We start from the raw sequence: 25,631 nt of genomic DNA, 5'->3' as shown, positions 1-25,631 counted from the left end.
CACCCGTTCCGGGCGTGGCAGGTCGCGCAGCGGTTGGATTCCCAAGTCGATCAACCAGGCATCGGCCGGGAGCTCGTCGATGACGATGTCGCTGGTGGTGGCGGACAGCAGTGTCTGGCCGCCATGGCCAGCTCACGCAGCCGCGCCGCACGGTTGATCGTCGGGCCGACATAGTTGCTGTCGTCGCGCAACTGGACGTCGCCCGTGTGAACGCCGACGCGCAGCCGAATCGGCGGCAGTTGCGCACGCTGTAATTGCAGCGCGCATGCCACCGCGTCGGCCGCCCGCCCGAACGCCGCCACGAAGCTGTCGGCCTCCGGGCTAAACGCCGGCCAGGGATGCACCACCACACCCGCTAACCGCTACCGGCTCAGGGCCACCGCGCGCATCGCCTCACTAGCCACCGCCATTGTTGCGCCGGCCATCGACTGGGCGTCAGAAAACACCCGCGCGCCACCGTCCACCACCGCCGCGCACGCCGCCGAATCAGCATCCTCGCCCACCGGCACCACCGCCGATAACGTCGGTGCAGCCGCGGCCACCCCAGCACCTAGCCTCGCCGCCAACCCCGCCTGCGTCATCGCCGAAGCCCCCACCACAGCCGGCTCCACCGCAAACACCATCATCTGAGACCTCACTCCCCGCGCGCAGACAAACGTCAGGCGATGATCCTAAACTTGACGGCCTATTCGCGCCTGCCGTCACCGGCTCGAGAACGCTATTCGCGCCTAAGCCGCGACTCCACGAACCGTTCCACCCGCTCCCATTCGCGTACCGCCTTGGCATACGGGCCCGCGGGCTTGCTGACCGAGTCGGGCTCGAGCACGTAGGCGATCAACTTGCCCAGCGGCTTGCCCGGGTCGAGCGCCTTGTCCACGGTACTTTCCTCCGAGTAGTCGCCGATGTCGCGCAGCAACTCGACCGCCAGATCCAGCTGGTCACGATCCACGGCGTCAGGTCCGTCGGCGAAATCGTCGGCCAGCCCGGTCAGCACGTAGACATTGTCATCGGTGACTTGCACCGCAAGTGAGCCGTCGGTGGCCGCGGTACGGATGTCGTCGTAGGTGCTCAGGTCCGCCAAGTCGTGGTCGTGCTCGTCGGCAAGATAGCGGGCCAGCGCCCGCTCGGAACTGAACACACTGATGCGACCGTTGCGGCCCAAGAAGATCGGGCGATCATCGAGATAGCAACGCAGGGTGTAGAAGCTGCCGGCACTGGTCATGATCTGGACAGGGTCGATGCCGACCTTCAACCAGAAGTCCTCGTCGCTACCCAGAACGACGGCTGCCGCGGCTTCATCCTCTTCGGCTTCTTCTTCGGCGTCTTCGTCGTGGAGGTCGGCGTCGCTGTCGTCGGTGTCGGTCTGGCCGGCCGACTCCGCAGCCGCGGGCTCGTCAACAGCCTCCCCCTCGTCGCCCTCGGTCTCCGCCACTTCCGGTTCCTCGGGCTCCTCGGCCAATTCGTCGGCGGCCTTGGCCGCCAGGTCGGCGTCGACCTCGGGAACGCTGACGATGTCGTCGATGGCTTTGAGCACGTCGTCCCAGCTGCGGGCAATGATCTCAGCGATCGCGTTCCAGCGTTTCTGGCCGGCCTTACCGGTGAAGTAATCGATCCCCCCCGACACGGTGCCCAGCGTCGGATTGCCGTTGAAGAACTTCGACACCGCCGGCAGTTCGCACACCGATCCGATGGATGACACGATCGCCAGCGTCGCGGCCAACGCGGCCACCGACTCCTCGGTCGGCTTTTCGGCCACCAGCTCCTCGACGACCACCAGATCGAACGCCTTGTCGGCGTCCGGATCGAAGTGGTGCGCGTGCGCCTCGGTCAGCTCCTGCCACGCCGGGTGGTCCACCAGGTCGTTGTCGGTGTTGCCGCGGACGAATGCGACCAGGTCGGCCACGCTCTCGAAGGCGTACAGGTCCTCGTCCTTACCCAGAAACGCCTCCCATTCGTCGCCGGAGTCACGCCAGCGCGGTGCCCACAGCGTGTAGCGGTCACCGTCGGACAAGCCCAGGCGGATGGGCACGAGGTCAGCAGCCATGCGGCACAGAATAGCGACGGCCGGGCGATGGCCCCGGCCCGGTAGTGCTCAGCCGCTCCAAATATCGGTGATCGGGGGAGCGTTCATCGCCTTGCCCGTCTTGGGTAGGCCGTACATCTGCTCCAGGGTGGAAAGCAGGTTGTAGTGGCTGATGGTCTCGTTATAGGTGCCCGGCTGCACGTGCGCCCCGTAGAACACCGTCGGGATCTGGTTGCGGCTGCTGCCGTCATCCTCGTCCCACGTGACGACGAGCAGGCTGTTGTTGGCCTTGGCCCAGTTGGCGTACGCAGACAGTTCGCGGTTGAGCCAGGCATCGCCCGCGGCGACGGAGCCGTCGTGCATGTCGTTGTCGGCGTTGGGTATGACGAACGACACCGTCGGCAGACTCGGGTAGTTCTCCGGCTGTGGAAATGCGGTAAACGGCACCGACAGCGTTGGCGGGACATTGCTGAAGTTGACCCACGGCACATGCTTGCGCGCGTACTTGCCGGCACTGCAGACGGTCGAGCCGACCTCGGGCAGATCCTCGGCGAAGCCGACGAAGGTGTGCCCGGCGGCAAGCAACTCGGAGGCCAGATTCGGTGTCGAGCCGGCGTCCACCGGGCAGGTGTTCTTGGTCAGGCCGAAGGTGCTGCCGGCGAACAGCGCCAGATAGTTGGGCTCGCTGGGATGCGTCTCGGCGAACGATTGCGCCATCATCGCGCCGTTGGCGGCCAGCGCATTGATGAACGGCGCCGCCGGGTTGCCGATGATGTTGGCCTGCGAGCGGTTCTCCTCCACCACGATCACCACGTGCGCGAACATCGGCAGCGCCGCCGCCGTCGGCTGCACCCCGTCATGAGCCCCGACCTGGCCCCACACCGACACCGACACCGACACCGACACCGCAGCCAAGGCCGCCATAGCTCGACCCATACCCGCCAGACACCCTCGCAGCCCGCGCACGCCCGGAGTATAGGGGCGGCTTCGACTCGCCGCAGCGCGAGAGTCAGCGTGTCAGCCGGCGTGAGCCCGATCGTTATAGGGTCACACCCCGTGGATGTCCACGTCATCGACCACCCGCTGGTGGCGGCCCGGCTGACCGTGCTGCGCAACGAACGCACCCGCAACGCCGCCTTCCGGGCCGCGTTGCATGAGCTGACGCTGGCGCTGGTGTACGAGGCGACCCGCGACGCGCCCACCGAGCCGGTCCCGATCCGCACGCCGCTCGCGGAGATGACGGGAGTGCGGCTGGCCAAACCGCCGCTGCTGGTACCGGTGCTGCGCGCCGGATTGGGCATGGTCGGCGAGGCGCATGCGGCGCTACCGGAGGCGGATGTCGCCTTTGTCTGTGTCGGCCGGGACGAGAAATCGCGTCAGCCGGTGTCATATCTGGAGTTGCTGCCCGACGATTTGACTGGTCTACCGGTGATGGTCCTGGACCCGATGCTGGCCACCGGCGGGTCGATGACGTACGCGGTTGGCCTGCTGTTGTCCCGCGGGGCGAGCGACATCACCGTGCTGTGTGTGTGCGCGGCGCCGGAAGGCATTGCGGCGCTGGAAAAAGTGGCGCCGAACGCGCGGTTGTTCACTGCCGCCATCGACGACGGGCTGAACGACGCGGCGTTCATCCTGCCCGGTCTCGGCGACGCGGGTGACCGCCAGTTCGGCCCCCGCTAGATCACCAGCCGCGCACCGAGGCGACCAGCTCGTCACGCAACTGCCTGGCCCGCTGCCTCGCGGCAGCCAAGTCGACGGCCACGGAGCAGCGAACCTCCAAGTAGCACTTCAGCTTTGGCTCGGTGCCCGAAGGTCGCACCACCACCCGAACCGAGGTGTCGCCGTCGCCGCCGGTGAAGATCAGCGCGTCGGCGATGTCGGTGACGGTCGCGGGAAAACCGGCCAGCCGGTCGGGTGGGGTATGGCGCAGCCGTGTCATCACGGCATCGGCCTCGCCGGCATCGGCGACCCGGCGTGGCACCGCCGCAACGTCGTGGACGCCGTAGCGCCGGGCAAGCTCGTCGAGTTTGTCCGGCACCGAACGGCCCTGCCGTTTCAGCGTCGCCGCCGCATCGCACATCAATACGGCGGCGCTGATGCCGTCCTTGTCGCGCACCGCGGCGGGGTCGACGCAATGCCCGATCGCTTCCTCGTACGCGTACACCAGGGTGCCGGGCCGATCGGCGTCGGCCCGGGCCAGCCACTTGAACCCGGTGAGGGTCTCCACGTGGACCGCGCCGTAGTCGGCGGCGATCGCCGCCAGCATCCGCGACGACACCACCGTGCTGGCGACCGTCCGAGGCCCTGCTGGGGGTTGCGACAGGATGTAATCGCCTAGCAGCCAACCTGTTTCGTCTCCGGAAAGCATCCGCCAACCGGTTTCGGCGGGTATGCCGACCGCGCACCGGTCCGCGTCGGGATCCAGCGCGATCGCGACGTCGGCGCGGATATCGGCGGCCAGTGCCAGCAGCGCATCGGTGGCGCTCGGCTCCTCAGGGTTGGGGAATGCGACGGTGGGGAAGTCGGGGTCGGGTGCGAACTGCGACGTGACGGTGTGCACGTGGGTGAAGCCGGCCCGGCGAAGCGTTTCGACGGCTACCGCGCCACCGACGCCGTGCATCGCGGTCAGGGCTATCCGCACGGATCCGGTCGAGTGGCGGACCGCCGCCGCACGCTCGATGTAGCGGTCGAGCAGATCGGTGTGCGCGGGTTCGACGGGCTTTCTGGTGATCTGATCTGCCGGCGGGGCGGTGGCCATCGCGGCTTCGATGCGGCGGTCGGTGGGCGAGACGATCTGGATGCCGCCGTCGAGGTACACCTTGTAGCCGTTGTCGGTCGCCGGGTTGTGTGACGCCGTGATTTGTATCCCGGCCGCGGCGCCGGTGCGGCGCACCGCGAACGCGACGACTGGTGTGGGCACCGGCTCCGGCAACAGCAGCACCGAAAAGCCGTTGGCGGCAAGCACTTCCGCTGCAGCGGTAGCGAAGGCCACCGAGCCGTGCCGGGCGTCGCGGCCGACGATGACGGTCGGGGAGCGCGGGCCGGATTGGTCGCCGAGCACCCGAGCCACCGCCCAGGTGGCGCGCAGCACCACCGCCAGGTTCATCGCGTCCGGCCCGCCGCGTACCGGTCCGCGCAGCCCCGCGGTACCGAAGGTGAGCGGACGGGCAAACCGCGCGGCGAGTTCGCCGGGGCTGCAGGCGGCGAGCTCGGCGGCGGTCACCGGGTCGGGATCGTGGGCGATCCATTCCTCGGGTGTCACGGAAGCCATGACTCAGACTCGCGCTATGCGCTCGATCACTGAGGCCAGCAGCGCACCCATCCGGGCCGCCGACGCCGCGCCGGCGGCCAGTACCTCGGCGTGGCTGAGCGGCTGACCGGTGATGCCGGCCGCCAGGTTGGTCACCAGCGAGATGCCCAACACCTCGGCGCCCGCCGCGCGGGCGGCAATCGTCTCGTGCACCGTCGACATGCCCACTAGGTCGGCACCCAGCGTTTGCAGCATCCGGATCTCGGCCGGCGTCTCGTAGTGCGGTCCGGGCAGGCCGGCGTACACGCCTTCGAGCAGACCCGGATCGGATCGGCGGGCGAGCTGCCGCAGCCGCGGTGAATACGCGTCGGTCAGGTCGACGAACTGCGCCCCCACCAGCGGGGACCGCGCCGTCAGGTTCAGGTGGTCGCTGATCAGCACCGGCTGACCGACCTGCATATCCGGCCGCAGCCCGCCGGCGGCATTGGTGAGCACGACGGTGTGTGCTCCCGCCGCGCACGCCGCGCGCACCGGGTGGACGACATGACGCAGGTCGTGTCCCTCGTAGGCGTGGATGCGGCCGGCAAGCACCAGCGCCCGGTGATCACCGATCGGCACGGACAACAGCTCGCCGGCGTGCCCGGCTGCCCGGGGCGGTGCGAACCCGGGCACGTCGGCCTGGGGCAGTACGGCCGTCGGCCGACCCAGCGCGGCGATGGCCGCAGACCATCCCGACCCGAGAATGACGGCGACGTCATGACGGCCGATCCCGGTGCGCTCGGCGATGACTTGCGCTGCGTGCCGAGCGAGTTCTCCGGGCTCCGGCAGCGGGTCGCACACACGGGCAGCCTACCCAGCGCGAGCAGACACAGAGTCGCACGCCGCTCGGCGCCGCCATGCGACTCTGTGTCTGCTCGCCAGTGAACCGGACCCCGTCGATGAGATACTGCGAAGATGCCCGCACTCACCGCTGCCGACCGCGTGGAGGAGTTGGTGCGACGCCGCGGTAGTGACTTGGTCGAACTCTCCCACGCTATCCACGCCGAGCCGGAGTTGGCGTTCGCCGAATATCGCAGCTGCGCCAAAGCGCAAACGCTGGCCGCCGAACGGGGTTTCGCGATCACCGCGGCCGCCGGCGGATTGGACACGGCATTCCGGGCGGACTTCGGCCACGGGCCGCTGGTGGCCGGGATCTGCGCCGAATACGATGCGCTTCCCGAGATCGGGCATGCCTGCGGCCACAACATCATCGCGGCGTCGGCGGTGGGCGCCGCGCTGGCGCTGGCCGAGGTCGCCGACGACCTCGGCCTGACCGTTGCCCTACTGGGCACTCCCGCCGAGGAGTCCGGGGGCGGGAAGGCGCTGATGCTGCAGGCCGGGACATTCGACGACGTGGCGCTGGCGGTGATGGTGCACCCGGGGCCGACGGATATCGCCGGGGCCCGGTCGCTGGCGCTGTCCGAAGTGACCGTGCGTTACCGCGGCAAGGAATCGCACGCCGCCGTCGCCCCGCATCTGGGAGTCAATGCCGCCGACGCCGTGACCGTCGCGCAGGTGGCTATCGGGCTGCTGCGGCAGCAACTGGCGCCTGGGCAGCTGATGCACGGCATCGTCACCGACGGCGGGCAGGCGGTCAACGTGATTCCCGGGCACGCGATGCTGCAGTACGCGACGCGCGCCCACGACTCGGAATCGCTGCGCGACTTGGAGGGCCGGGTGTATGCCTGCTTCGCCGCGGGAGCGCTGGCCGCCGGCTGCGAATACGAAATCGGCGCCGCCGCAACCGCATACGCGGAATTGAACCCCGATCCATGGCTCGTCGACGCGTGCCGAGAAGAAATGCGCCGGCTCGGACGCGACCCGGTGCCCGCCGCCGTCGAGGCAGGGCTGCCCATGGGCAGCACCGATATGGGCAATGTGACGCAGGTGCTGCCGGGGATCCATCCGGTGATCGGTGTCGAGGCCGGCGGGGCCACGGTTCACCAGCGCGCCTTCGCCGCGGCCGCGGCCGGCCCGAGTGCCGACTGCGCCGTCGTCGATGGTGCAATCATGTTGGCGCGCACGGTTGTTCGCCTCGCCGAGACCCCCGACCAGCGGGACCGGGTGCTGGCTGCGCGGCAGCGCAGGGCGGCAGCCCGATGAGCCTCGTCGACACCGCCGAGTCGTGGCTGGCCGCACACTACGACGACCTGGTCGCCTGGCGCCGGCATATCCACCGTTACCCCGAGCTGGGCCGTCAGGAGTATGCCACCACCCAGTTTGTGGCCGAGCGATTGGCCGACGCGGGCCTGAACCCCAAAGTGCTGCCCGGCGGCACCGGACTGACGTGCGATTTCGGCCCGGAACATCAGCCGCGGATAGCGCTGCGCGCCGATATGGATGCGCTGCCGATGGCCGAGCGCACCGGCGCGCCGTACGCCTCAACCATGCCCAATGTCGCGCACGCCTGCGGGCATGACGCGCACACCGCGATTCTGCTGGGTACCGCGCTGGCGTTGGCGTCGGTGCCCGAGTTGCCGGTGGGGGTGCGGCTGATCTTCCAGGCCGCCGAAGAGCTGATGCCCGGCGGCGCCATCGACGCGATCGCGGCCGGGGCGCTGACGGGGGTGTCGCGCATCTTCGCCTTGCACTGTGATCCCCGCCTCGAGGTGGGCAGGGTCGCGGTCCGGCACGGCCCTATCACGTCGGCAGCCGATTCGATAGAGATCACGCTGTATTCGCCGGGCGGGCACACGTCGCGTCCGCACCTGACCGCCGATCTGGTCTACGGCCTGGGCACGCTGATCACCGGCCTGCCCGGAGTGCTGTCGCGCCGCATCGACCCGCGCAACTGCACCGTGCTGGTCTGGGGCGCGGTCAACGCGGGCGTGGCCGCCAACGCTATTCCGCAAACCGGCATCCTGTCCGGGACTGTCCGCACCGCCAGCCGGCAGACCTGGGTGAACCTGGAGGAGATCATCCGCCACGCCGTCGACGCGCTGCTGACGCCGCTGGCGATCGAGCACACCCTGCAGTACCACCGCGGGGTGCCGCCGGTGGTCAACGAAGACGTCTCGACACGCATCCTGACCCACGCCATCGAAGCCGTCGGCCCCGACGTGCTGGCCGATACCCGGCAGTCCGGCGGCGGTGAGGACTTCTCCTGGTATCTCGAGGAGGTTCCCGGGGCCATGGCGCGGCTGGGCGTGTGGTCGGGCGACGGGCCGCAATTGGACCTGCATCAGCCGACGTTCGACCTCGACGAGCGGGCCCTGGCGATCGGGCTGCGGGTGCTGGTCAACGTGATCGAACAGGCGGCAGCGTTCTGATCCGCCTTTGCCAAATCTCCTGGTCCAGTGGACTTTTCACCGAGCGGCCGGGCGCATTGTGCTCCAGCCGGCGAACTCCTGGGCTCGGCAATCACATCTTTCTGCCCGCGTTCAAGCGACAAGCCAAGGCGCGCAACGGAATTGTCGCTGACAGCCGGGCGCAACCAACACCCCGAACCCGTGGAGGCTGATGTGGCTGACGGGAGCAGTTGTGTCCTGCAACTCCGGCCGCTAGCTAGATCAGCGCCGTCCTAACCCGGGAGCGTGTCGTCGGGTGCGTTCAATCGCTCCGGGATTTCCTTCGGGGCTGCGGGTAGCCTGTCGAAGCGGCGCAGCCGCAGGGAGTTGGTCACCACGCTGACCGAGGAGAGGCCCATGGCCGCGCCCGCCACGACGGGGTTGAGCATGCCCAGCGCGGCTAGGGGTATGGCGGCGGTGTTGTAGCCGAAGGCCCAGCCGAGGTTTTGGTAGATGGTGCGCAGGGTGCGGCGGGAGAGCTGGATCGACCGTACGACGCCTTCGAGTTGGCCCGACATCAAGGTGATGTCGGAGGCCTCGATGGCCACGTCGGTGCCGGTGCCGATCGCGATGCCCAGATCGGCCTGCACCAGCGCGGGTGCGTCGTTGATACCGTCGCCGACCATTGCGACCACCCGGCCCTCGTCTTGGAGCCGGCGAACCTCGGTGACCTTGTCCTGCGGCAATACCTCGGCCAGCACCCGGTCGATGCCGACCTGGTTGGCGATCGCGGCGGCGGTGCGGGAGTTGTCGCCGGTGATCATGGCCACTTGCAGCCCCATGGCGTGCAGCTGACCGACCACCTGCGCGGCTTCGTCTTTGACGGTGTCGGCCACCGCGAGCACGCCGACGACCCGGCCGTCTTGGCCGACGAACACCGCGGTGCGGCCGAGCTCTTCGAGTTCGGTGGCTGCTGTGGCAAGGTGATCGGGCAACGCCAAATTGTGCTCGACGATGAGCTTGCGTCGACCCACCAGCACGGGCCGGCCGTCGATGTCGGCGCGTACGCCGTGCCCGGCCAGGTTGGCGAACTCTGTGGCGGCCGGAATCGTCAACCCGCGCTCACGCGCACCGGCGACGATTGCCGCGCCGATGGGGTGTTCGGAACCGGATTCGACGGCGGCGGCCAGCTGCAGCACGAGGTCGCGCTGGTCGGCCTGAACCCCTTGGTCGGCAACAACGTCGGTGAGCCGCATCTGGGCGCGGGTGAGGGTGCCGGTCTTGTCGAAGACGACGGTGTCGATCTTTTGCGAGGCTTCCAGCACCTCGCCGCCTTTGACCAGGATCCCCAGTTCGGCGCCGCGGCCGGTGCCGACCATGATGGCCGTCGGGGTGGCCAGGCCCAGCGCGCAGGGGCAAGCGATGATGAGCACCGCGATCGCGGCGGTCATGCCGGCGACCGGGTTGGCGGCCAGCAGCGTCCAGCCGGCAAAGGTCGCCGCGGCCACACCGACCACGGCCGGTACGAACACCGCCGAGACGCGGTCGGCCAGCCGTTGCACCGGGGCCTTGCCGCCCTGGGCCTGCTCGACGAGGCGCACAATCTGGGCCAGCGCGGTGTCGGCCCCCACGGCGGTGGCGCGCACGGTCAGCAATCCGTCGACGTTGACCGTGGCCCCGGCAACCCGGTCACCCACACCTTTTTCGACCGGGACCGATTCGCCGGTCAGCATCGACTCGTCGACGGCGGCGCGTCCGTCGACGACTTCGCCGTCGACCGGGATCTTCTCCCCGGGCCGCACCCGCACCAGGTCCCCGACCCGCACCTGCTCGACCGGGACCAGCTGCTCCTCGCCGTCGATGAGCAGCCGAGCTTCCTTGGCGCCCATGGCAAGTAGCTTGCTGATCGCCTCCGACGCCTTGCCCCGGGCCCTGGCCTCCAGATAGCGGCCGAGCACCACGAACGCGATGATCAACGCCGAGGTGTCGAAAAACAGTGGGCCGCCTGCGAATAACTCATAGGTGGAGTAGCCGAACGCGGTCAGCGTGCCCAGGGCGATCAGCGTGTCCATGTTGGCGCTCAACGCCCGGGCCTGGGCAACGGCCTCCTTGAGAATCGACCAGCCGGCCACGAATTGCACTGGCACCGTCACGGCAAACGCCAACCACCCCGCCCACGGGGCGGCCAGCATCGTCAACCCGGCCGACACCAACGCGAACGGCCAGGCCAACCAGACCCGACGCAACCAAGTCCGCCGCTCGACCGCGGGATCCACGCCGGGCGAGGCATGGCACGAGGCGGCCTGAACCTCGCCGCATCCGCCACGATCCAAGGCGGCATCGTCGGGACGGCCGAGCAGCCGGCCGATGATCCTGCGGACCACGCCACCGTTGCGCTCAGCAGCTGAATGCGGGGCACGCGCGGGCACCAGCTCGGCCGGAATGTGTTGGGCATCAACGATTGCCGCGAGCACCGCCGCGGTATCGCAGTGCTCGGGCGAAAACCAGATCACCACCGACCCGGTTCGCGGATATGCCTGAACGGCCCGGACACCGGCCACCCTGGTGACGGTCTCCTCGGTCGCGACGGCTCGAATCCCGTCGAAACCGGACCCGCCGACGTGAACCCGCATCCGCCCCGCCGCATTGGATACGACGGTCAGCTCGACATCGGCGTCGGGGCGCAGATCAGCGATCGTGGTCATGGCACTCGCCCGCTACCGGCGACAGTGAAACATCTTCTCCGATGCGCTCTTTCGCCTCAGCAACCACATCGGCCAGCGTCAGCCGAGCCTGCTCGGAGCTCTGCAGGGCTTTGCGTTCTGCGGTGCGCAGACCACGCAGTCCCCACGCGGTAGTGGCGACCGTCGCCTCCCGCAGCGGTACCTTCACCGCCGTCTTACGCAGCACCTCGTAAGCCACTGCTCCCACCACACCGGTCACCAACGTGGGTACCGATTTCGCCAAGAGCCCATGCCATGAAACCATTTGGAACGAACCTTTCCTATCGTGCGTGCCAGCTTGCAAAACTACAATACCCCAGTAGGGTACTCCATAGAATGCAACCGCGGCGATTTCACTTGTGGTCCCGCCGAATCCGGTCACGCGACTCAGCCGCCGCCGGCCACGCCGCGCCAGGCGTTCCCGGCGCCGCGATGTCTGCCGCCGTGCTGAACGAGTCGGCGCTGCGCTGGGCGGCCGCAACAATTTTTGGCGTCAGCATCGCGGCGGACGTCTACGTCTTCGGTACCCGGGGTCCTCGCTGGACCCGCGCAGTCGACCACCTGCTGCACCTGTCCATGTCGGCGGCCATGATTGCCATGGCCTGGCGGATCCGACCAGCCTCCCACAGCCTGGTGCCGATTGTCTTCTTTCTCCTGGCGGCCGGCTGGTTCGTACTCGTGGCCGGCGGGCGACGCTGCACCCTCGGCGACCGAACAACCAACTGCTACAACGCGACAATGATGATCGCGATGGCATGGATGTACACGCTGATGAACGGCAGCTTGGCGGGCTACACCGATCATTCACCAGACCATGTGCTGGCAGGTTCGGCACCGATGCATATCGCCGGAGCGTCGATGCCCGCAGCGCAGATGCCAGACCACGTCCGGGGCCGGAGCGTGGATCGCCGCGGCGAACTGGATCGTGACCCTGGGGTTCGCGGTCGCGGCCATGCTCTGGCTATGGCGTTACGTCGGCGCGTGGCGAGCCGGCCGGTCGGCTGCCGCCGGCCCGCTGACCGAGTTGGGACTGCTGTCCCAGGCCTTCGCTGCTGCTGGCACCGCCCTGATGTTCGCCGTCATGGGGTAATACCCGCCGGCTTGCCGGGGGACAGCTCAGCCCGGCACGGGTCAGGTCGTCGTACCCGGACCGATGTTGCGGGCCGGACGGGTGCGCAGGTCGTGCACATAGTCGGCCGGAGCACCGGCGATTTCCGCGGCGTCGGCCATCACCCCCAGATACCGCGCCGACGGCAGCCCACCCTCCCAGGCGTCCAGCACGTACAGCCACGCCAGGACCGGGTCGGTGGTGGTGTCCGACGACAACCGCTCCACGCGGCACCGGATCTTCTTGTGGACGCCGAACTCGGAGCCCTCCCAGCGGTCCAGGTTCATCTCGTCGGCCGGCGTCATGTCGTAGAGCACCACGAACACCCTGGAATCCGGGTCCTCGACGACGGTGGCCAATGCCCCGTCCCAGCCGAGGTCCTCACCGCCGAAGGTCAGCCGCCAGCCGTTGAGCCAGCCGGTTCCGGCCATCGGTGAGTGGGGTGCTCGCTTGAGCATCTGCTCGGGATCCATGTTCGACCCGTAGGCGGCGTAGAGCGGCACGGGAGAAAGCTTAAACGTCGGCTGTATGGATGGCGGCTACCCGAGGGTCTGAGGCGGGTGTGATGCAGCCCTCACCCGGTGCTCTGGCACGCCGCGCCGCGTTTGCCCTTGCGCCGCGCTGCGGCCTGCTCGTGAACTGCCGGGTGACCGGGCTAGGTTAGGCCTGTGGTGACCCGCATCGTGATCATCGGCGGCGGCCCCGCCGGCTACGAGGCCGCTATCGTCGCAGCCACCGCACACCCCGAATCAGTCCAAGTCACCGTCATCGATTCCGACGGAATCGGCGGGGCCGCCGTACTGGACGACTGTGTGCCGTCCAAGACCTTCATCGCCTCCACCGGCCTGCGCACCGAGCTGCGCCGGGCGCAGCGCCTGGGCTTCGACATCGACATCGACGACGCGAAGATCTCATTGCCGCAGATCCATGCCCGGGTCAAGGCACTGGCTGCGGAGCAGTCGGCCGACATCACCGCCCAGCTGCTCAGCATGGGAGTCCACGTGATCGCCGGCCGGGCCGAGCTGATCGACCCCACCCCGGGCCTGGCCCGCCACCGGGTCAAGGCGACCCATTCCGATTCGGGGCCGGACGGCCCCGTCAGCAGCGAGCACGACGCCGACGTGGTGCTGATCGCCACCGGGGCCAGCCCGCGGGAACTGCCGTCGGCCCGGCCGGACGGTGAACGCATCTTGACCTGGCGTCAGCTCTACGACTTGGAGGCGCTGCCCCAGCACCTGATCGTGGTGGGCTCGGGAGTCACCGGCGCGGAGTTCGTCCACGCCTACACCGAATTCGGCGTGCAGGTCACCGTGGTGGCCAGCCGGGACCGGGTGCTGCCGTACGAGGACGCCGACGCCGCGCTGGTCCTGGAAGAGTCGTTCGCCGAACGCGGTGTCCGGCTGGTCAAGAACGCCCGGGCCGAATCGGTGACCCGTACCGACACCGGCGTGTTGGTCACCATGACCGACGGCCGCACCGTCGAGGGCAGCCACGCCCTGATGACCATCGGGTCGGTGCCCAACACCGGCGGCCTGGGCCTGGAGCGGGTCGGCATCGAGCTCGGGCCCGGCAACTACCTGACCGTGGACCGGGTGTCGCGGACGTCGGTGCCCGGCATCTATGCCGCCGGCGACTGCACCGGCCTGCTGCCGTTGGCGTCGGTCGCGGCCATGCAGGGCCGGATCGCGATGTATCACGCGCTGGGCGAGGGCGTCAGCCCGATCCGGTTGCGCACGGTCGCGGCGACGGTGTTCACCAGGCCCGAGATCGCGGCTGTCGGTGTGCCGCAGTCGGCGATCGACGACGGGTCGGTGACCGCGCGGACCATCATGCTGCCGCTGCGGACCAACGCCCGGGCGAAGATGTCGGGTTTGCGGCAAGGCTTCGTGAAGATCTTCTGCCGGCGCTCCACCGGCGTGGTGATCGGCGGCGTGGTGGTGGCACCGATCGCTTCGGAGCTGATCCTGCCGATCGCGGTGGCCGTGCAGAACCGGATCACGGTCAACGAGCTGGCGCAGACACTGGCCGTGTACCCGTCGTTGTCGGGCTCGATCACCGAGGCCGCCCGCCGCCTGATGGCCCACGACGATCTGGACTGAAGGCCAGCCCGGCGACGCCTCAGGAACTAGCCTGGTGGAGCAACGCTACCGACCAGTAATCGACAGGAGTCAGTTTCCGTGAGCAACCCAATGAGCGCACCGCAGAGTGAGCAGCCCGCTGGGACGCTGGGACCGCAGCAGCGCGCGTCGGCCTGGGAGCGGCTCGGTGCCGAGCAATTCGACGTGGTCGTCATCGGCGGCGGCGTGGTGGGCTCCGGGTGCGCGCTGGATGCTGCTACCCGCGGTCTCAAGGTGGCCCTGGTCGAGGCCCGTGACTTGGCCTCCGGCACGTCGAGCCGCTCCTCGAAGATGTTCCACGGCGGACTGCGTTACCTCGAGCAACTGGAATTCGGCCTGGTGCGCGAGGCGCTCTTCGAGCGTGAGCTGTCACTGACGCGATTGGCGCCGCACCTGGTCAAGCCGTTGCCGTTCCTATTCCCGCTGACCAAGCGTTGGTGGGAACGTCCCTACATCGCCGCGGGCATCTTCCTCTACGACCGGCTGGGCGGCGCCAAATCGGTTCCGGCGCAAAAACATCTGACCCGGGCCGGCGCGCTGCGACTGAGCCCGGGCCTCAAGCGGACCTCGCTGATCGGCGGTATCCGCTACTACGACACCGTCGTCGACGATGCCCGCCACACCATGACCGTCGCGCGCACCGCGGCCCATTACGGCGCTGTCGTGCGGTCTTCCACCCAGGTGGTGGCGCTGCTGCGCGAGGGTGACCGGGTGATCGGCGTGCGGGTTCGTGACTCCGAGGACGGCTCGATCAAGGAGGTCCGCGGCCACGTCGTGGTCAACGCGACCGGGGTCTGGACCGACGAGATCCAGGCGTTGTCCAAGCAGCGTGGACGTTTTCAGGTGCGCGCGTCCAAGGGCGTGCATGTGGTGGTGCCGCGGGACCGGATCGTCAGCGATGTGGCGATGATCCTGCGCACCGAGAAGTCGGTCATGTTCATCATCCCGTGGGGCAGCCACTGGATCATCGGCACCACCGATACCGACTGGAACCTCGACCTGGCCCATCCGGCGGCCACCAAGGTCGACATCGACTACATCCTGGGCACCGTCAACACCGTGCTGGCCACCCCGTTGACGCACGCCGACATCGACGGCGTGTACGCCGGGCTGCGTCCGCTGCTCGCCGGGGAAAGCGAGGAAACCTCGAAGCTGTCCCGCGAGCACGCCGTGGCCGTGCCGGCAGCGGGACTGGTGGCCATCGCCGGCGGCAAGTACACCACCTACCGGGTGATGGCGGCCGACGCGATCGACACTGCCGTGCAGTTCATTCCGGCCCGGGTCGCGCCGTCGATCACCCAGAAGGTGAGCCTGCTCGGCGCCGACGGTTACTTCGCGCTGGTCAACCAGGTCGAACACGTCGGCGCGATGCATGGTCTGCACCCGTACCGGGTGCGTCATCTGCTGGACCGCTACGGTTCGCTGATCAACGAGGTGCTGGAGTTGGCGGCCGACGATCCCGGCCTGCTCAGCCCGATCAAGGAGGCGCCCGGCTACCTGCGGGTCGAGGCCCGCTACGCCGTCACCGCCGAGGCAGCCCTGCATCTCGAGGACGTCCTGGCCCGGCGGATGCGGATCTCCATCGAATATCCGCACCGCGGTGTGGACTGCGCCCGGGAGGTGGCCGACATCATCGCACCGGTGCTGGGCTGGTCCGCCGCGGACATCGAGCGGGAGGTCGCCAACTACAAGGCGCGGGTGGAAGCCGAGGTGCTCTCGCAGGCGCAGCCCGACGACGTGTCGGCGGACATGTTGCGGGCCAGCGCGCCCGAAGCCCGGGCCGAGATCCTCGAACCGGTGCCGCTCAATTGAGCGCGAAGCGGCGATCCCTGGCGGCCGCGGTCGGCGGGAGTCTGGCCGGCGTCGTGGGCTGGGACCTGGTGCAGCGCCGGCACACCATCTTGCGCAACTACCCCATAATCGGCCACCTGCGGTTCCTTCTCGAAGCGGTGGGGCCGGAGCTGCGCCAGTACATCGTCACCGACAACAACGCGGAGCAACCCTTCAGCCGTGACCAACGGCGCTGGGTCTACACGTCGTCGAAATTGACCAACCGGTACTTCGGCTTCGGCACCGACAACGACCTCGAGCGGTCCCATAACTATCCGATCATCAAGCACGCAGCGTTCCCAGTGCCGGCCCCGGATGGCGACCCGGGGCACCCCGATCCGGCGGTGCCGCTGCCGGCGGCCAAGGTGCTCGGCGGTGTGCGGGGCCGCGCCAAAGCATTCCGGCCCTCGTCGTTGGTCAACGTTTCCGGGATGAGCTTCGGGTCGCTGGGCGGCGCGGCCATCACCGCGCTGAATAAGGGTGTGGCCCTTGCCGGAGCCCTGCAGACGACGGGGGAGGGCGGGATATCGCCGTACCACCTCAACGGCGGCGACCTGGTCTGGCAGATCGGCACCGGGTACTTCGGCTGCCGCAGCGAGGACGGCACCTTCAGTCTGCCGCGGCTGGTCGACCGGGTGGCCGCCACGCCGTCGATCCGGGCCATCGAGATCAAGCTCAGTCAGGGCGCCAAGCCGGGGCTGGGCGGCATGCTCCCCGGCGCCAAGGTGACTCCGGAAATCGCGGCCATCCGCGGCATTCCGGCCGGGGTGGACTGCCGCAGTCCCGCCGGGCATTCGGCATTCCACGACGTCGACGGACTGCTCGATTTCGTGGAGACCATCGCCGCCGAGACCGGTCTTCCGGTGGGCATCAAGTCGGCGGTCGGCGACGAGGCGTTTTGGCCGCAGCTCGCCGCGCGCATGGCCCGCACCGGTCGCGGTGTCGATTTCGTGACCGTCGACGGCGGGGAGGGCGGCACCGGCGCGGCGCCGCTGGTGTTCAGCGACCACGTGGCGCTGCCCTTCAAGTGGGCATTTCCCAGGGTCTACCGAGCCTTTGCCGAAGCGGGCCTGCACCACGACGTGGTGTTCATCGGTTCGGGCAAGCTCGGCATCCCGGAGAATGCGCTGTTGGCCCTGGCGATGGGTTGCGACATGGTCAACGTCGGCCGGACCGCCATGTTCGCCATCGGCTGCATCCAGGCGCAGCGCTGCCACACCGGCCGCTGCCCGTCCGGGGTGGCCACCCAGTCGGCATGGCTGCAGCATGGCCTCGATCCGGCGTTGAAGTCGGTGCGCTGCGCCAACTATCTGGCCACCCTGCGCTTCGAACTGCTGTGCCTGGCCCGCGCCTGCGGCCATGTCCACCCGGCACTGGTACCCCTGAACGCCATCGAACTGCTCGACGTCGACCTGCAGACCGTGCAGGTCGACGAGTTATTCGACTACAAGCCCGACTGGGGCCTGCCCGGGCCGGCAGACGTCGAAGCGATCACGGAGCTCGTGGCCGGCTGACGGCGGCTGCGCTACGTCATCGAGATCGACGTGCGCGCGACGTCCACTTGAACTTTTCCGCGCTGTCGTCGATCTCGGCGCACGGGGTCCGGGGGTTCTGGTTACCTGCGCGCGAGGGAGTCAGCGTCGTCGACCAACGCCTCACCATCGGCGGTGCTGCCGATGACCCGCCGGGCGTGCTCGGATGCGCGAACGAGCAGGTCGGGAGCGAGCGCCGAGGCCAGGCCCGCCACCGCCGCCGCGGCCAGCGCCTGACCCCAGCCCAGCGGGCCCACCGGGGTGCAGCCGAACACGTGGCTGAGGCCGGGCGTGCTCACGACCATCGCCAGCGCGCCAAAGGACCCGACGGTCGTCAGTACCACCAGCCCGCTGTGCGAGTCGGCCAGTGTCTGGGCCAGTTGCGTGCCCACCAACCCGATCAGCGCCACCGTCGCCGCGCGGCGCCGGGTACCGGTCGCGCTGGCCAGCAGCCACGCCAGCATGGCGCCGATCGTCGTGGACGCGCCACGAATCCCGATCGCGCGCCACATCGCCGCCTCGTCGCGGTCGACCTCGGCGGTTCCCGCCTGGGGGCTGACGGCCAGGGCGGCGGCCGGCAGCGCGTCGGTCAACATGTTGACCAGCAGCATCTGGCGAGCGTTGAGCACCGAACGCCCGGTCAGGATGGTGGTGATCAGTGCAAAGCACACCTCGCCGAGGTTGCCGCCCAGCAGCACCGAGACCGCCGAATGCACGCGGCGCCACAGCTGCTCGCCTTCATCCAGGGCGTCGAGCAGTGCCTCGATCTTCCCGTCGAGCAGCACGACGTCGGCCGCCGTTCGGGCCGCGTCGCTGCCGCGCGCGCCCACTCCGATGCCCACGCTGGCCGCCCGGATCGCGGCCGCGTCGTTGACGCCGTCGCCGACCATCGCCGTGACCAGCCCGGCCCGTTCCAGGCTCTGGACCACCTCGATCTTGTGCTCCGGCGTCATGCGTGCGAAGACCAGTCGCGACGCGACCACCTCGGCGCGCTGGTCGGCCGACAATGCTTCCCAGTCGGAGCCGGTGACCACCTGCTCGACGGTGACGTCGATGCCCAACTCCTGGGCGATCACGGCCGCGGTCGTGGGATGGTCGCCAGTGATCAACCGGACCGCGATGTCGCGGTCGGCCAGTGCCGTCAGCACGGACCGGGCCGTCGGCCGCGGCGTGTCGGCCAACCCCAGCAGACCGATCGGGTAGAGCCCGGACAGGCACAGGCTTTCCAGCAGATCGGGATCGGCCGCCGCCGCAGCGGCCTGCTCGCGGCTGAGGCGACGCTCGGCCACCGCCAGCACGCGCAACCCCCTGGCCGCCAATTCGTCGATCTGCTGCTGCAACGCTTCGGTGCTGGTGCCGGGTTGCTGCCGCAGCGCCGACGAGAGGACCTCCGGTGAGCCTTTGATGGTCAGCCGGGTGCCGACCAGCGCGGCGGCGAACGGGCGACCGGATTGGAACGGCAAGAAGGCGTCCCGGGTCCGTCGCGGTTGCGGCCGCGAGCCGCGAAGCGCGGGGTCGTCGGCGGCCCGGTTGATCGCATCGTCGGTGGCATGCTCCACCCGGTGGGTGTGCCTCGAATAGGTGGTGCTCAGCGCGGCATCCAGCACCTGTCCGGGGGTGTGGCCGGTCACCGGGTGTACCGATTTGACCCTCAGCCGGTTCTCGCTCAGCGTGCCGGTCTTGTCGAAGCACACCACGTTCAGCCGGGCCAGCGCCTCGATCGAGTGGGCATTACGGATCAGCACCGACTCGCCGGTGAGCCGGCGTGCGGCGGCCAGTTGAGCCAGCGTCACCACGAGGGTCAGCCCCTCCGGAATGGCGGCGACGATCAGCGTGACCGCGCTTCCCACCGCCGCCCGCAACGGCGTGCCCCGCGCCACACTGAGCAACCCGACCACAGCGCCGCCGGCCACGCTGAATGGCAAGGCCCGCCGGGTGATCCGCCGCAGCTGTCGTTGCAGGCCGATCTCCTGCGACTTCCTCGGCGCCATCGCCAGTGCCCGGCGCACCTCCGAGCGCGAACCGACCGCGGTCACCACGGCAACGGCCGTGCCGGCAACCACCGTGGTGCCGGCATAGAGCATGCAGGTCCGTTCGGCCAGCGGGGCGCCGGGCGTGGGCTCGGTCTGCTTGGCCACCGGCAGCGACTCGCCGGTGAGCATGGATTCGTCGACCTCGACGTCGGACGCCTGCAGCAGCCGGGCGTCGGCGGGGATCACCTCGTCGGCATGGACTTCGATGATGTCGCCCGGGCGCAGCCGCGTGGCGGACACCTTTTCGTGGCGCTGCTCATCGAGCGGGCCGGTAAGCCGGCGCGCGGACGGATCTTGCACGGCCAGTAGGCGATTCAGGATGCGTTGGGCGTGCAACTGCTGTTCGGCCGACAGCCCCGCGTTGACCAGCAGCACGCCACTCACCAGCACCGCATCCAGCGGCGAGCCCAGCAGCGCGCTGGCCAGCGCGCCGGTGGCCAGCAGCGGCGTGATCGGGTCGGACAGGTCGGAGCGCATCTCGTCCGCGAAATCGCGCACGAGTCCCCATGACTTCGCACCCGCGGCTTGCAGCAGGCGAACGGGCGGCAGGTTGTGCCACCGGGTGGATGCTGGCGCCCGGTGTTCGTCGGGAGGCCGGCGCAGCAGTTGCCGCACTTGCGCAACAGGCAGGCTGTGCCAGTCGTGGACGGTTTCGGGTTCTGGCAGTGGATCGCGGAAAACCTTTGCGGCCGAACGGAATCCGAACCACAGGCTGGCGGCCATCCCGACGTTGACCGAGACCGAACTGCGCCCCGGCACACCGGGAATCAACATCAGGGCACCGATCGCCGACGCCGAGGCCGACAGCCGGACCGCATTGTCGGTGGCGGCTCGCGCGGCGGGCATCGCGTGCAGCACCCGCCAGGCGCCGGCCAGGTCCGAAACGACAACGTCGGCACCCCACGGGGGAGGATGCCGGTGCCGCTGCATCCCGATCGTGACATCGGCCCGATGCGCGGCCCGCATCTGCGAGGTGGTCAGCAACGCCACGGTGGCGCCGCCGGCCTTCAGTTCCGCGACAGCCGCCGCCACCGCGTCGTCGATCGACCCGTCCAGGGGATACAGTTGGTCGAATCCTTGTGCCAGCGAACGCAATCCGTCGTCATCGAGGGAGAAGACCCGCGGGTGTGACCGGCGCGCTTCGGTGAGCACCGCCGCGGCGAACGGATCGCGCACCGGGCTGATCAGCGCCTGGCCGGCGCCGCCGCCGGCGCCGGGGATATCCGCCAGGTCGTGCCATCCGGGGGTCAGTCCGGCCTCGTCCAGTGCGGCCCGCACCGCTTCCCAGGCCCGGGTGCGTTGCGAATCCGGAACGCCCAGAACGCGACTGACCATCAAATCGTCGGTGTAGAACGCCCGCGGGTCGATCATGATCGCATCGACCCGGTCGAGTGTTCGCAAGGCACCGGGACGCAGCACCAGCGCGTCGTGACGGGCGGCCAGCCCGCTGCTCATCGTGCAGCCGAATGCCTCGCGCACGGTGCGCAACGGCTTCGGGACGGCGGTCAGCGCCGCGGCACCGGCCATGTCGAGGTTGCGCGACAGCACGCCCACCACCGCGGCGGCGCCGATACCGGCCGCACCGGCGCGGTTGGCGTAGCGTTCCGCCGGCCCGTCGGGTGGGGTCGGGATGCTCCTGGGTGCCGACGCGGCGTCGTCGGGCACCGGCCGGCTGCCCAACCCGGGTTCATGGCGACGCCAGGTGAGCCGACCGGTCCAGGCCTCGGCCACCAGCATCGCGCGGGTCGCGGCTTCGGCCGCCGCCGCCGTCGGCGATAGCGTCAGTGCGGCGGCGGTGGCGTTGACGACACCGAACAAGACGTCGGTGCCCTCGGGTCCGAGGCGCCGTTCCAGCTCTTTCCGCAGTCGCGGCAGGTGGTCGGCCAGCGTCGGCGGCACGGCCACCAAATCGGGCAGCCTGGGCAGCCGCAGCAGGCTGCCGGTCAGCGAAAGGCCGAGGCCCGCGGTGGCCGCCGCGGCCGCGATCATCCGTCCCATCAGCAGCGCGTCGTCGCCCGGCAGGCTGAGCGGACGCTGGCGCGTGTCGGTGGTCCCGTGGCGCCGCTCGGCGTCGGCGACGATCCGGCAGAGTTCGGCCGCCGAGGGCCCGTCGGCGGTTACGGTGACGACCAGCCGCGCCACGGTGCGGTTCAGGAAGGCCTCCCGGACACCGGGCGTCGTTCGTACCGCCATCAGCACGTCGGTGGCGATGGCGGCGGCGTGCTTATCGCCGAGGCCGCGCACCTCGACCCAGCACCGCGAACCGGTGGTGCAGCTGCGCCGTGCCGGCGGGCCACCCCCCGCCTCGATCGCGACCCCCGCCGCCGTGCGGGTCATCGCCGAAACATCCGGTGTCGCACGGGATAACGATCTGCCCACACTCGCTGCCAGGTTGCCGCCCAGCAGGACGGTGCCTGCGGCGGCGCCCGCAACGGCGGCGCCGGCGGTAACGGTCATGCGGGTGCCCGCCACGGCAGCCCGCAGCGGCGCTGCCACCAGGCCGAAACCGGGCAGACGACCGGGGCCGAGCAATCTGTTCACACCCACCTCGCACCGATTCTCGAATACGCCGGCCGGAAACGAAAGGCCGGTTCGGGCACACGTTTGGCTCACCACATCGGCGCGTGCATTATGTCGAGTCAGGTTACGCCTGAGCGTCAGACTAACGGGCAAGGACACGCGGGCGGGGGCAGCGGGTTTGCACCACCCGCTTCCATGCGAAGTCGGCGAGTGCCGCGCTGCGCCGACCGGCGCGGCAGTCACGTTGGGAGACAGCGCAAAACAGCCAACATGCCCGCCGGTGTGGCTTCGACTCCGGGCGATGACATGTCGACGCACTGGGGGCACGGTGTACCCGGTGGTGCAGGTGGCCTGAAAAGATGACCTGGTGCAGTTCGCGCCGAGTAACCAGGGTTGCGTATGGCGTTGCGGTGAGCCACAGGACGACTTCGAGTTCGACCGGATCTCCGACTACCTCGTCGAGGACGACACCTTGGTGTGGGTCGACTTGTGCGACCCGGACCACGACACATTGCGCGAGCTAGCGGCCGAACTCGGCCTGAACCCCTGGGCTGTTGAGGACGCCGTGGCAGCAGCCGAACGTGTCAAGGCCACCGCGTACCAAACCCACACCTTCTTCACCGTCTATGCCGTCGACGTCTGCTCCGTTGCCAAAGCCGGCGCCGGCGCCGATCGCCAGCCGATGCTGGCGATGCACCGGATTTCGGCGTTCGTGCTTGCCCGGGGTTTGATCACGGTGCGCCTGACGCGCGACTTCGACATGGCGCAGGTCACCCGACAATGGCGGGAAATCGGCGGCCAGCGCCACGGTGTCGGCGCATTGGTGCACGGGTTGCTCGATGTGGTGGTCGACAGTCATTTCGCGGCGGTGGAGGCCCTCGACGACTGCATCGAAGCCATCGAGGACGAGCTGTTCGACGGCAACTCACGTCAGGCGAACTTTCAGCGCCGAACATTCCAGTTGCGCAGAGACCTGGTGAACCTGCGGCGAGTTGCGCTGCCGATGCGCGAGGTCGTCAACTCCATCCAGCATCACCGGTTGCAGGCCCCGCAGGCCGAAGCTGCCCGAGAACTCGACCCGCTCTACGCCGACCTGTACGACCACGTGCTTCGGGTGTCGGAATGGACCGAGTCGTTGCGTGACATGGTCACAACCATTTTCGAAACGAATCTGTCCCTGCAGGATGCCCGGTTGAACACCGTGATGAAGAAGCTGACCGGGTGGGCGGCCATCATCGCGGTCCCGACCGCGATCACTGGCTATTATGGCCAGAACATCCCCTATCCCGGCTTCGGCTCCCTGTCGGGTTTCATCGTCAGCACCAGCGTGATCGTCGTCTTGATGATCGTGCTTTATGTGACGTTTAGGCGTCGCGACTGGCTTTGACGGCTCCCGGCTTGAAGTCGCCCGAGGAGCGGATTGAATGTCGTTGTCACCAGAGGTTGCCTTACGCGGCGGGCTTCCACTCCCTGACCCTGCCCTACCTTGGTAAGTGAGGGGATGCGTGCTGTGAATACAGTGTTCACCTCGATAGTTCACGCAATTCGGTGCTGAGGTGTGTCGTGAACGTGAAAGGTGCACTGCCTCAACGATAATCGACGTTTGCTGGCGTTGGAGAATCGATCGAGGAGTGCACCTATCAGATGCGGGCTACTACGGATTGGTACCAATCCGTAGTAGCCTGCATCTGATAGGTGCACTCCTCGATCGATTCTCCAACGCCAGCAAACGTCGATTATCGTTGAGGCAGTGCACCTTTCACGTTCACGACACACCTCAGCACCGAATTGCGTGAACTATCGAGGTATGTCAACTTGTTGTAGGCGTCGCGCGTCGCTTGCAGCGAGGCCGGTGGCGGTGGGCTGGCCCAGGACGGAATGGGCGGGGGGCCCAGCGGCGGGTTGCCCGGCGACGGAGACGGTGGCGGTGGAGGCGGTGGTTGTGGAGCAAGCGGTATCGGCGACGGCGGTGCCTGGGGTGCTGGGCCAGCACCGAAACCCAGCATCTGGGCGCCCGGGCCCCCGGAGCCGCTAGGGCCGCCGCTCCCGGTGGCCGGCCCCGGCGGGCCGCCCGGCGGCGCATCCGGTTGGGGAGCTGGTAGTGGGGGTGCCGGTGATTGCGGTGGGGGTGGGGAGTTGAGGGTGTGAGCGATGTCGCCGGGGTCGAGCAGGGGCGGCTGGGGAGCCAAAGACAGGCCGCCGGGTTGTGGTGGCTGTGGGTGGACGTAGGCCAGCGGCTGCACCGGCGCTGTCAAGCTGGGGGTGATGACCGGGCCGCCCAGCGCGGCCGCGTTGAGCATGCCCGCGGGTGCGCTGCTGCCGGCCCGGCTCGACCGGTGGTGGGGCAAAACCGTCGCCGTGGGCCGAACGTAGCTGGTGAAACCGGCACCCGGATAACCGCTGACCCGCCAGGCCCCAGCTCCGATCCAGGCGGGGTCAAGGCGCCGGCGCGGCTCTGCAGCGCCTCGGCGAGCTGCGCCGAGGCCGGCCCCTCACCGGCAGGGGGAGCGCCGGTGGGGGCGCCAACTACCCCGGCCGGTGAGATCCTTGCGAACATCCCCACCGCAGCCTGCGGCGCCGGATGCACTGTCTGAGCCGCGGTTGGGGTGCCCGCCACCGAGGCCGCATTCGGGGCGGCCGACGGCACAGCCGAGCCGGCTAGTGAGGCGGCACCTCCCCGTGCGCCGGCACCGCCCTGCGGCGCGGCCGCTGCCGGGGTGAGCACCGCGTGGGCGGCTTGCTCGCTGGCGCGCACGGTTGCCCCGGCCGCACTCATCGCCCCGGCTTCGGCCAACCCCACCCCCGCAGCCGCCAGTGATGCTCCGGGCACCGCCGGCGGAAACGGCACCATGATCGCTGCGGCGGCAGCGCGCAACGCCGCCCCATAGGCCGCACCCGCAGCCGCGTTATGCGGCCACATCTGCCCGTAATACTCGACGTTCAACGCCACGATCTGCGGAGTCAACGCCCCCCACACCAGCGGGTTGAGCTGCTGCGCGGCGGCCTCATCCACCCGATTAGCCCCCGCCTCCTCGGCGGTGACCATCGACGCCAACGCGCTCTGATGCGCACCCGCCGCCGCCACCACATGGCACGCCTTGTCCACCAGCGCCGCCGCCAGCAGCTCATGCTGAGCATCCAGCGCACCGTGGGTGACCGCCGAGGCCGTTGCTCCCGCCCCTGCCAACCGGTGCCATAGGTGGCCGCCCCACTGGCTGCCGAGGCCGCC

At 69.1% G+C, this 25,631-nt stretch carries 19 protein-coding genes and 1 pseudogene; 9 read left to right on the top strand and 11 right to left on the bottom strand.

Features of this window, described 5'->3' with window-relative positions; genetic code table 11:
* Positions 1-50 precede the first annotated feature (50 nt).
* The 4 genes from CDN38_RS30545 to CDN38_RS07940 all read right to left on the bottom strand — a co-directional run bounded on the left by CDN38_RS30545 (position 51) and on the right by CDN38_RS07940 (position 2,959).
* Positions 51-350: a nucleotidyl cyclase domain-containing protein gene (locus CDN38_RS30545; RefSeq protein WP_099318885.1), complete on the bottom strand. Its 300-nt coding sequence runs from the start codon at positions 348-350 to the stop codon at positions 51-53.
* A 12-nt stretch (positions 351-362) separates the two neighbouring features.
* Complete coding sequence (locus tag CDN38_RS07950; protein WP_142361249.1) at positions 363-626, bottom strand: PE domain-containing protein; 264 nt, start codon at positions 624-626, stop codon at positions 363-365.
* A gap of 92 nt (positions 627-718) precedes the next feature.
* Positions 719-2,044, bottom strand: coding sequence for a protein export chaperone SatS (satS, locus tag CDN38_RS07945; RefSeq protein WP_075512827.1), 1,326 nt, complete (start codon positions 2,042-2,044; stop codon positions 719-721).
* Between the two features lie 48 nt (positions 2,045-2,092).
* A complete protein-coding gene (locus tag CDN38_RS07940) occupies positions 2,093-2,959 on the bottom strand; it encodes an alkaline phosphatase family protein (RefSeq protein ID WP_099318884.1) in 867 nt (288 codons plus the stop codon).
* A gap of 120 nt (positions 2,960-3,079) precedes the next feature.
* Here CDN38_RS07940 and upp point away from each other — a divergent pair, with 120 nt between their 5' ends.
* Positions 3,080-3,703 carry a uracil phosphoribosyltransferase gene (gene upp, locus CDN38_RS07935; protein ID WP_075512825.1) on the top strand — a complete coding sequence of 208 codons (624 nt, stop codon included), beginning with the start codon at positions 3,080-3,082 and terminating at the stop codon, positions 3,701-3,703.
* A gap of 1 nt (position 3,704) precedes the next feature.
* Here upp and CDN38_RS07930 read toward each other — a convergent pair whose 3' ends face one another.
* Positions 3,705-5,285 (bottom strand): phospho-sugar mutase, encoded by a 1,581-nt coding sequence (locus CDN38_RS07930; RefSeq protein ID WP_075512833.1) that lies wholly within the window; start codon positions 5,283-5,285, stop codon positions 3,705-3,707.
* Between the two features lie 12 nt (positions 5,286-5,297).
* The gene (locus tag CDN38_RS07925; RefSeq protein ID WP_075512824.1) at positions 5,298-6,113 is read right to left on the bottom strand and encodes a purine-nucleoside phosphorylase; all 816 of its coding nucleotides are present in this window, start codon (positions 6,111-6,113) and stop codon (positions 5,298-5,300) included.
* A gap of 114 nt (positions 6,114-6,227) precedes the next feature.
* Between CDN38_RS07925 and CDN38_RS07920 the strand changes: the two genes are divergently transcribed.
* Together CDN38_RS07920 and CDN38_RS07915 are read left to right on the top strand one after the other, a co-directional pair.
* Positions 6,228-7,415 carry an amidohydrolase gene (locus CDN38_RS07920; RefSeq protein ID WP_075512823.1) on the top strand — a complete coding sequence of 396 codons (1,188 nt, stop codon included), beginning with the start codon at positions 6,228-6,230 and terminating at the stop codon, positions 7,413-7,415.
* On the top strand, positions 7,412-8,581 hold the full coding sequence (locus CDN38_RS07915) for a M20 family metallopeptidase (RefSeq protein WP_075512822.1): 1,170 nt from the start codon (positions 7,412-7,414) through the stop codon (positions 8,579-8,581). Before CDN38_RS07920 ends, CDN38_RS07915 begins: the two co-directional genes overlap by 4 nt.
* A 251-nt stretch (positions 8,582-8,832) precedes the next feature.
* Here CDN38_RS07915 and CDN38_RS07910 read toward each other — a convergent pair whose 3' ends face one another.
* Complete coding sequence (locus CDN38_RS07910) at positions 8,833-11,172, bottom strand: copper-translocating P-type ATPase (protein WP_099319354.1); 2,340 nt, start codon at positions 11,170-11,172, stop codon at positions 8,833-8,835.
* A gap of 55 nt (positions 11,173-11,227) precedes the next feature.
* On the bottom strand, positions 11,228-11,527 hold the full coding sequence (locus CDN38_RS07905; protein WP_075512820.1) for a DUF1490 family protein: 300 nt from the start codon (positions 11,525-11,527) through the stop codon (positions 11,228-11,230).
* Here CDN38_RS07905 and CDN38_RS32375 point away from each other — a divergent pair.
* Both CDN38_RS32375 and CDN38_RS31730 read left to right on the top strand, forming a co-directional pair.
* Positions 11,518-12,114: pseudogene (locus CDN38_RS32375) on the top strand (DUF5134 domain-containing protein); the annotation flags it as partial. The gene CDN38_RS07905 and the pseudogene CDN38_RS32375 overlap by 10 nt on opposite strands.
* Complete coding sequence (locus CDN38_RS31730) at positions 12,077-12,352, top strand: DUF5134 domain-containing protein (RefSeq protein ID WP_082277357.1); 276 nt, start codon at positions 12,077-12,079, stop codon at positions 12,350-12,352. The pseudogene CDN38_RS32375 and the gene CDN38_RS31730, both read left to right, overlap by 38 nt.
* 41 nt (positions 12,353-12,393) lie before the next feature.
* Here CDN38_RS31730 and CDN38_RS07890 read toward each other — a convergent pair whose 3' ends face one another.
* Positions 12,394-12,873: a gamma-glutamylcyclotransferase family protein gene (locus CDN38_RS07890; RefSeq protein WP_075512819.1), complete on the bottom strand. Its 480-nt coding sequence runs from the start codon at positions 12,871-12,873 to the stop codon at positions 12,394-12,396.
* A 165-nt stretch (positions 12,874-13,038) separates the two neighbouring features.
* Here CDN38_RS07890 and CDN38_RS07885 point away from each other — a divergent pair, with 165 nt between their 5' ends.
* From CDN38_RS07885 to CDN38_RS07875, 3 genes are all read left to right on the top strand, one after another.
* Positions 13,039-14,469 (top strand): NAD(P)H-quinone dehydrogenase, encoded by a 1,431-nt coding sequence (locus tag CDN38_RS07885; RefSeq protein ID WP_075512818.1) that lies wholly within the window; start codon positions 13,039-13,041, stop codon positions 14,467-14,469.
* 78 nt (positions 14,470-14,547) lie between these two features.
* The gene (locus tag CDN38_RS07880) at positions 14,548-16,299 is read left to right on the top strand and encodes a glycerol-3-phosphate dehydrogenase/oxidase (RefSeq protein ID WP_075512817.1); all 1,752 of its coding nucleotides are present in this window, start codon (positions 14,548-14,550) and stop codon (positions 16,297-16,299) included.
* Complete coding sequence (locus CDN38_RS07875; protein ID WP_075512816.1) at positions 16,296-17,831, top strand: FMN-binding glutamate synthase family protein; 1,536 nt, start codon at positions 16,296-16,298, stop codon at positions 17,829-17,831. Before CDN38_RS07880 ends, CDN38_RS07875 begins: the two co-directional genes overlap by 4 nt.
* Positions 17,832-17,932: 101 nt before the next feature.
* Here CDN38_RS07875 and CDN38_RS07870 read toward each other — a convergent pair whose 3' ends face one another.
* Complete coding sequence (locus CDN38_RS07870) at positions 17,933-22,339, bottom strand: cation-translocating P-type ATPase (RefSeq protein ID WP_082277358.1); 4,407 nt, start codon at positions 22,337-22,339, stop codon at positions 17,933-17,935.
* Positions 22,340-22,769: 430 nt separating this feature from the next.
* Between CDN38_RS07870 and CDN38_RS07865 the strand changes: the two genes are divergently transcribed.
* The gene (locus tag CDN38_RS07865) at positions 22,770-23,789 is read left to right on the top strand and encodes a magnesium transporter CorA family protein (protein ID WP_075512815.1); all 1,020 of its coding nucleotides are present in this window, start codon (positions 22,770-22,772) and stop codon (positions 23,787-23,789) included.
* Positions 23,790-24,653: 864 nt separating this feature from the next.
* Here CDN38_RS07865 and CDN38_RS07860 read toward each other — a convergent pair.
* Positions 24,654-25,589 carry a PPE domain-containing protein gene (locus tag CDN38_RS07860; protein ID WP_075509217.1) on the bottom strand — a complete coding sequence of 312 codons (936 nt, stop codon included), beginning with the start codon at positions 25,587-25,589 and terminating at the stop codon, positions 24,654-24,656.
* Positions 25,590-25,631 lie beyond the last annotated feature (42 nt).

The organism is Mycobacterium ostraviense (assembly GCF_002705925.1).
GTDB classification, from domain to species: domain Bacteria; phylum Actinomycetota; class Actinomycetes; order Mycobacteriales; family Mycobacteriaceae; genus Mycobacterium; species Mycobacterium ostraviense.
Note: the sequence above shows the minus strand (reverse complement) of the source record. Positions and strands in the feature narration are given on the sequence as shown.

Bases quoted from the DNA above. Each gene is read 5' to 3' on its own strand.
- CDN38_RS07950 (WP_142361249.1), bottom strand. From the start codon at position 626: ATGATGGTGTTTGCGGTGGAGCCGGCTGTGGTGGGGGCTTCGGCGATG.
- satS (WP_075512827.1), bottom strand. From the start codon at position 2,044: ATGGCTGCTGACCTCGTGCCCATCCGCCTGGGCTTGTCCGACGGTGAC.
- CDN38_RS07940 (WP_099318884.1), bottom strand. From the start codon at position 2,959: ATGGGTCGAGCTATGGCGGCCTTGGCTGCGGTGTCGGTGTCGGTGTCG.
- CDN38_RS07920 (WP_075512823.1), top strand. From the start codon at position 6,228: ATGCCCGCACTCACCGCTGCCGACCGCGTGGAGGAGTTGGTGCGACGC.
- CDN38_RS07915 (WP_075512822.1), top strand. From the start codon at position 7,412: ATGAGCCTCGTCGACACCGCCGAGTCGTGGCTGGCCGCACACTACGAC.
- CDN38_RS07910 (WP_099319354.1), bottom strand. From the start codon at position 11,172: ATGCGGGTTCACGTCGGCGGGTCCGGTTTCGACGGGATTCGAGCCGTC.
- CDN38_RS07905 (WP_075512820.1), bottom strand. From the start codon at position 11,527: ATGGTTTCATGGCATGGGCTCTTGGCGAAATCGGTACCCACGTTGGTG.
- CDN38_RS31730 (WP_082277357.1), top strand. From the start codon at position 12,077: ATGTGCTGGCAGGTTCGGCACCGATGCATATCGCCGGAGCGTCGATGC.
- CDN38_RS07870 (WP_082277358.1), bottom strand. From the start codon at position 22,339: ATGACCGTTACCGCCGGCGCCGCCGTTGCGGGCGCCGCCGCAGGCACC.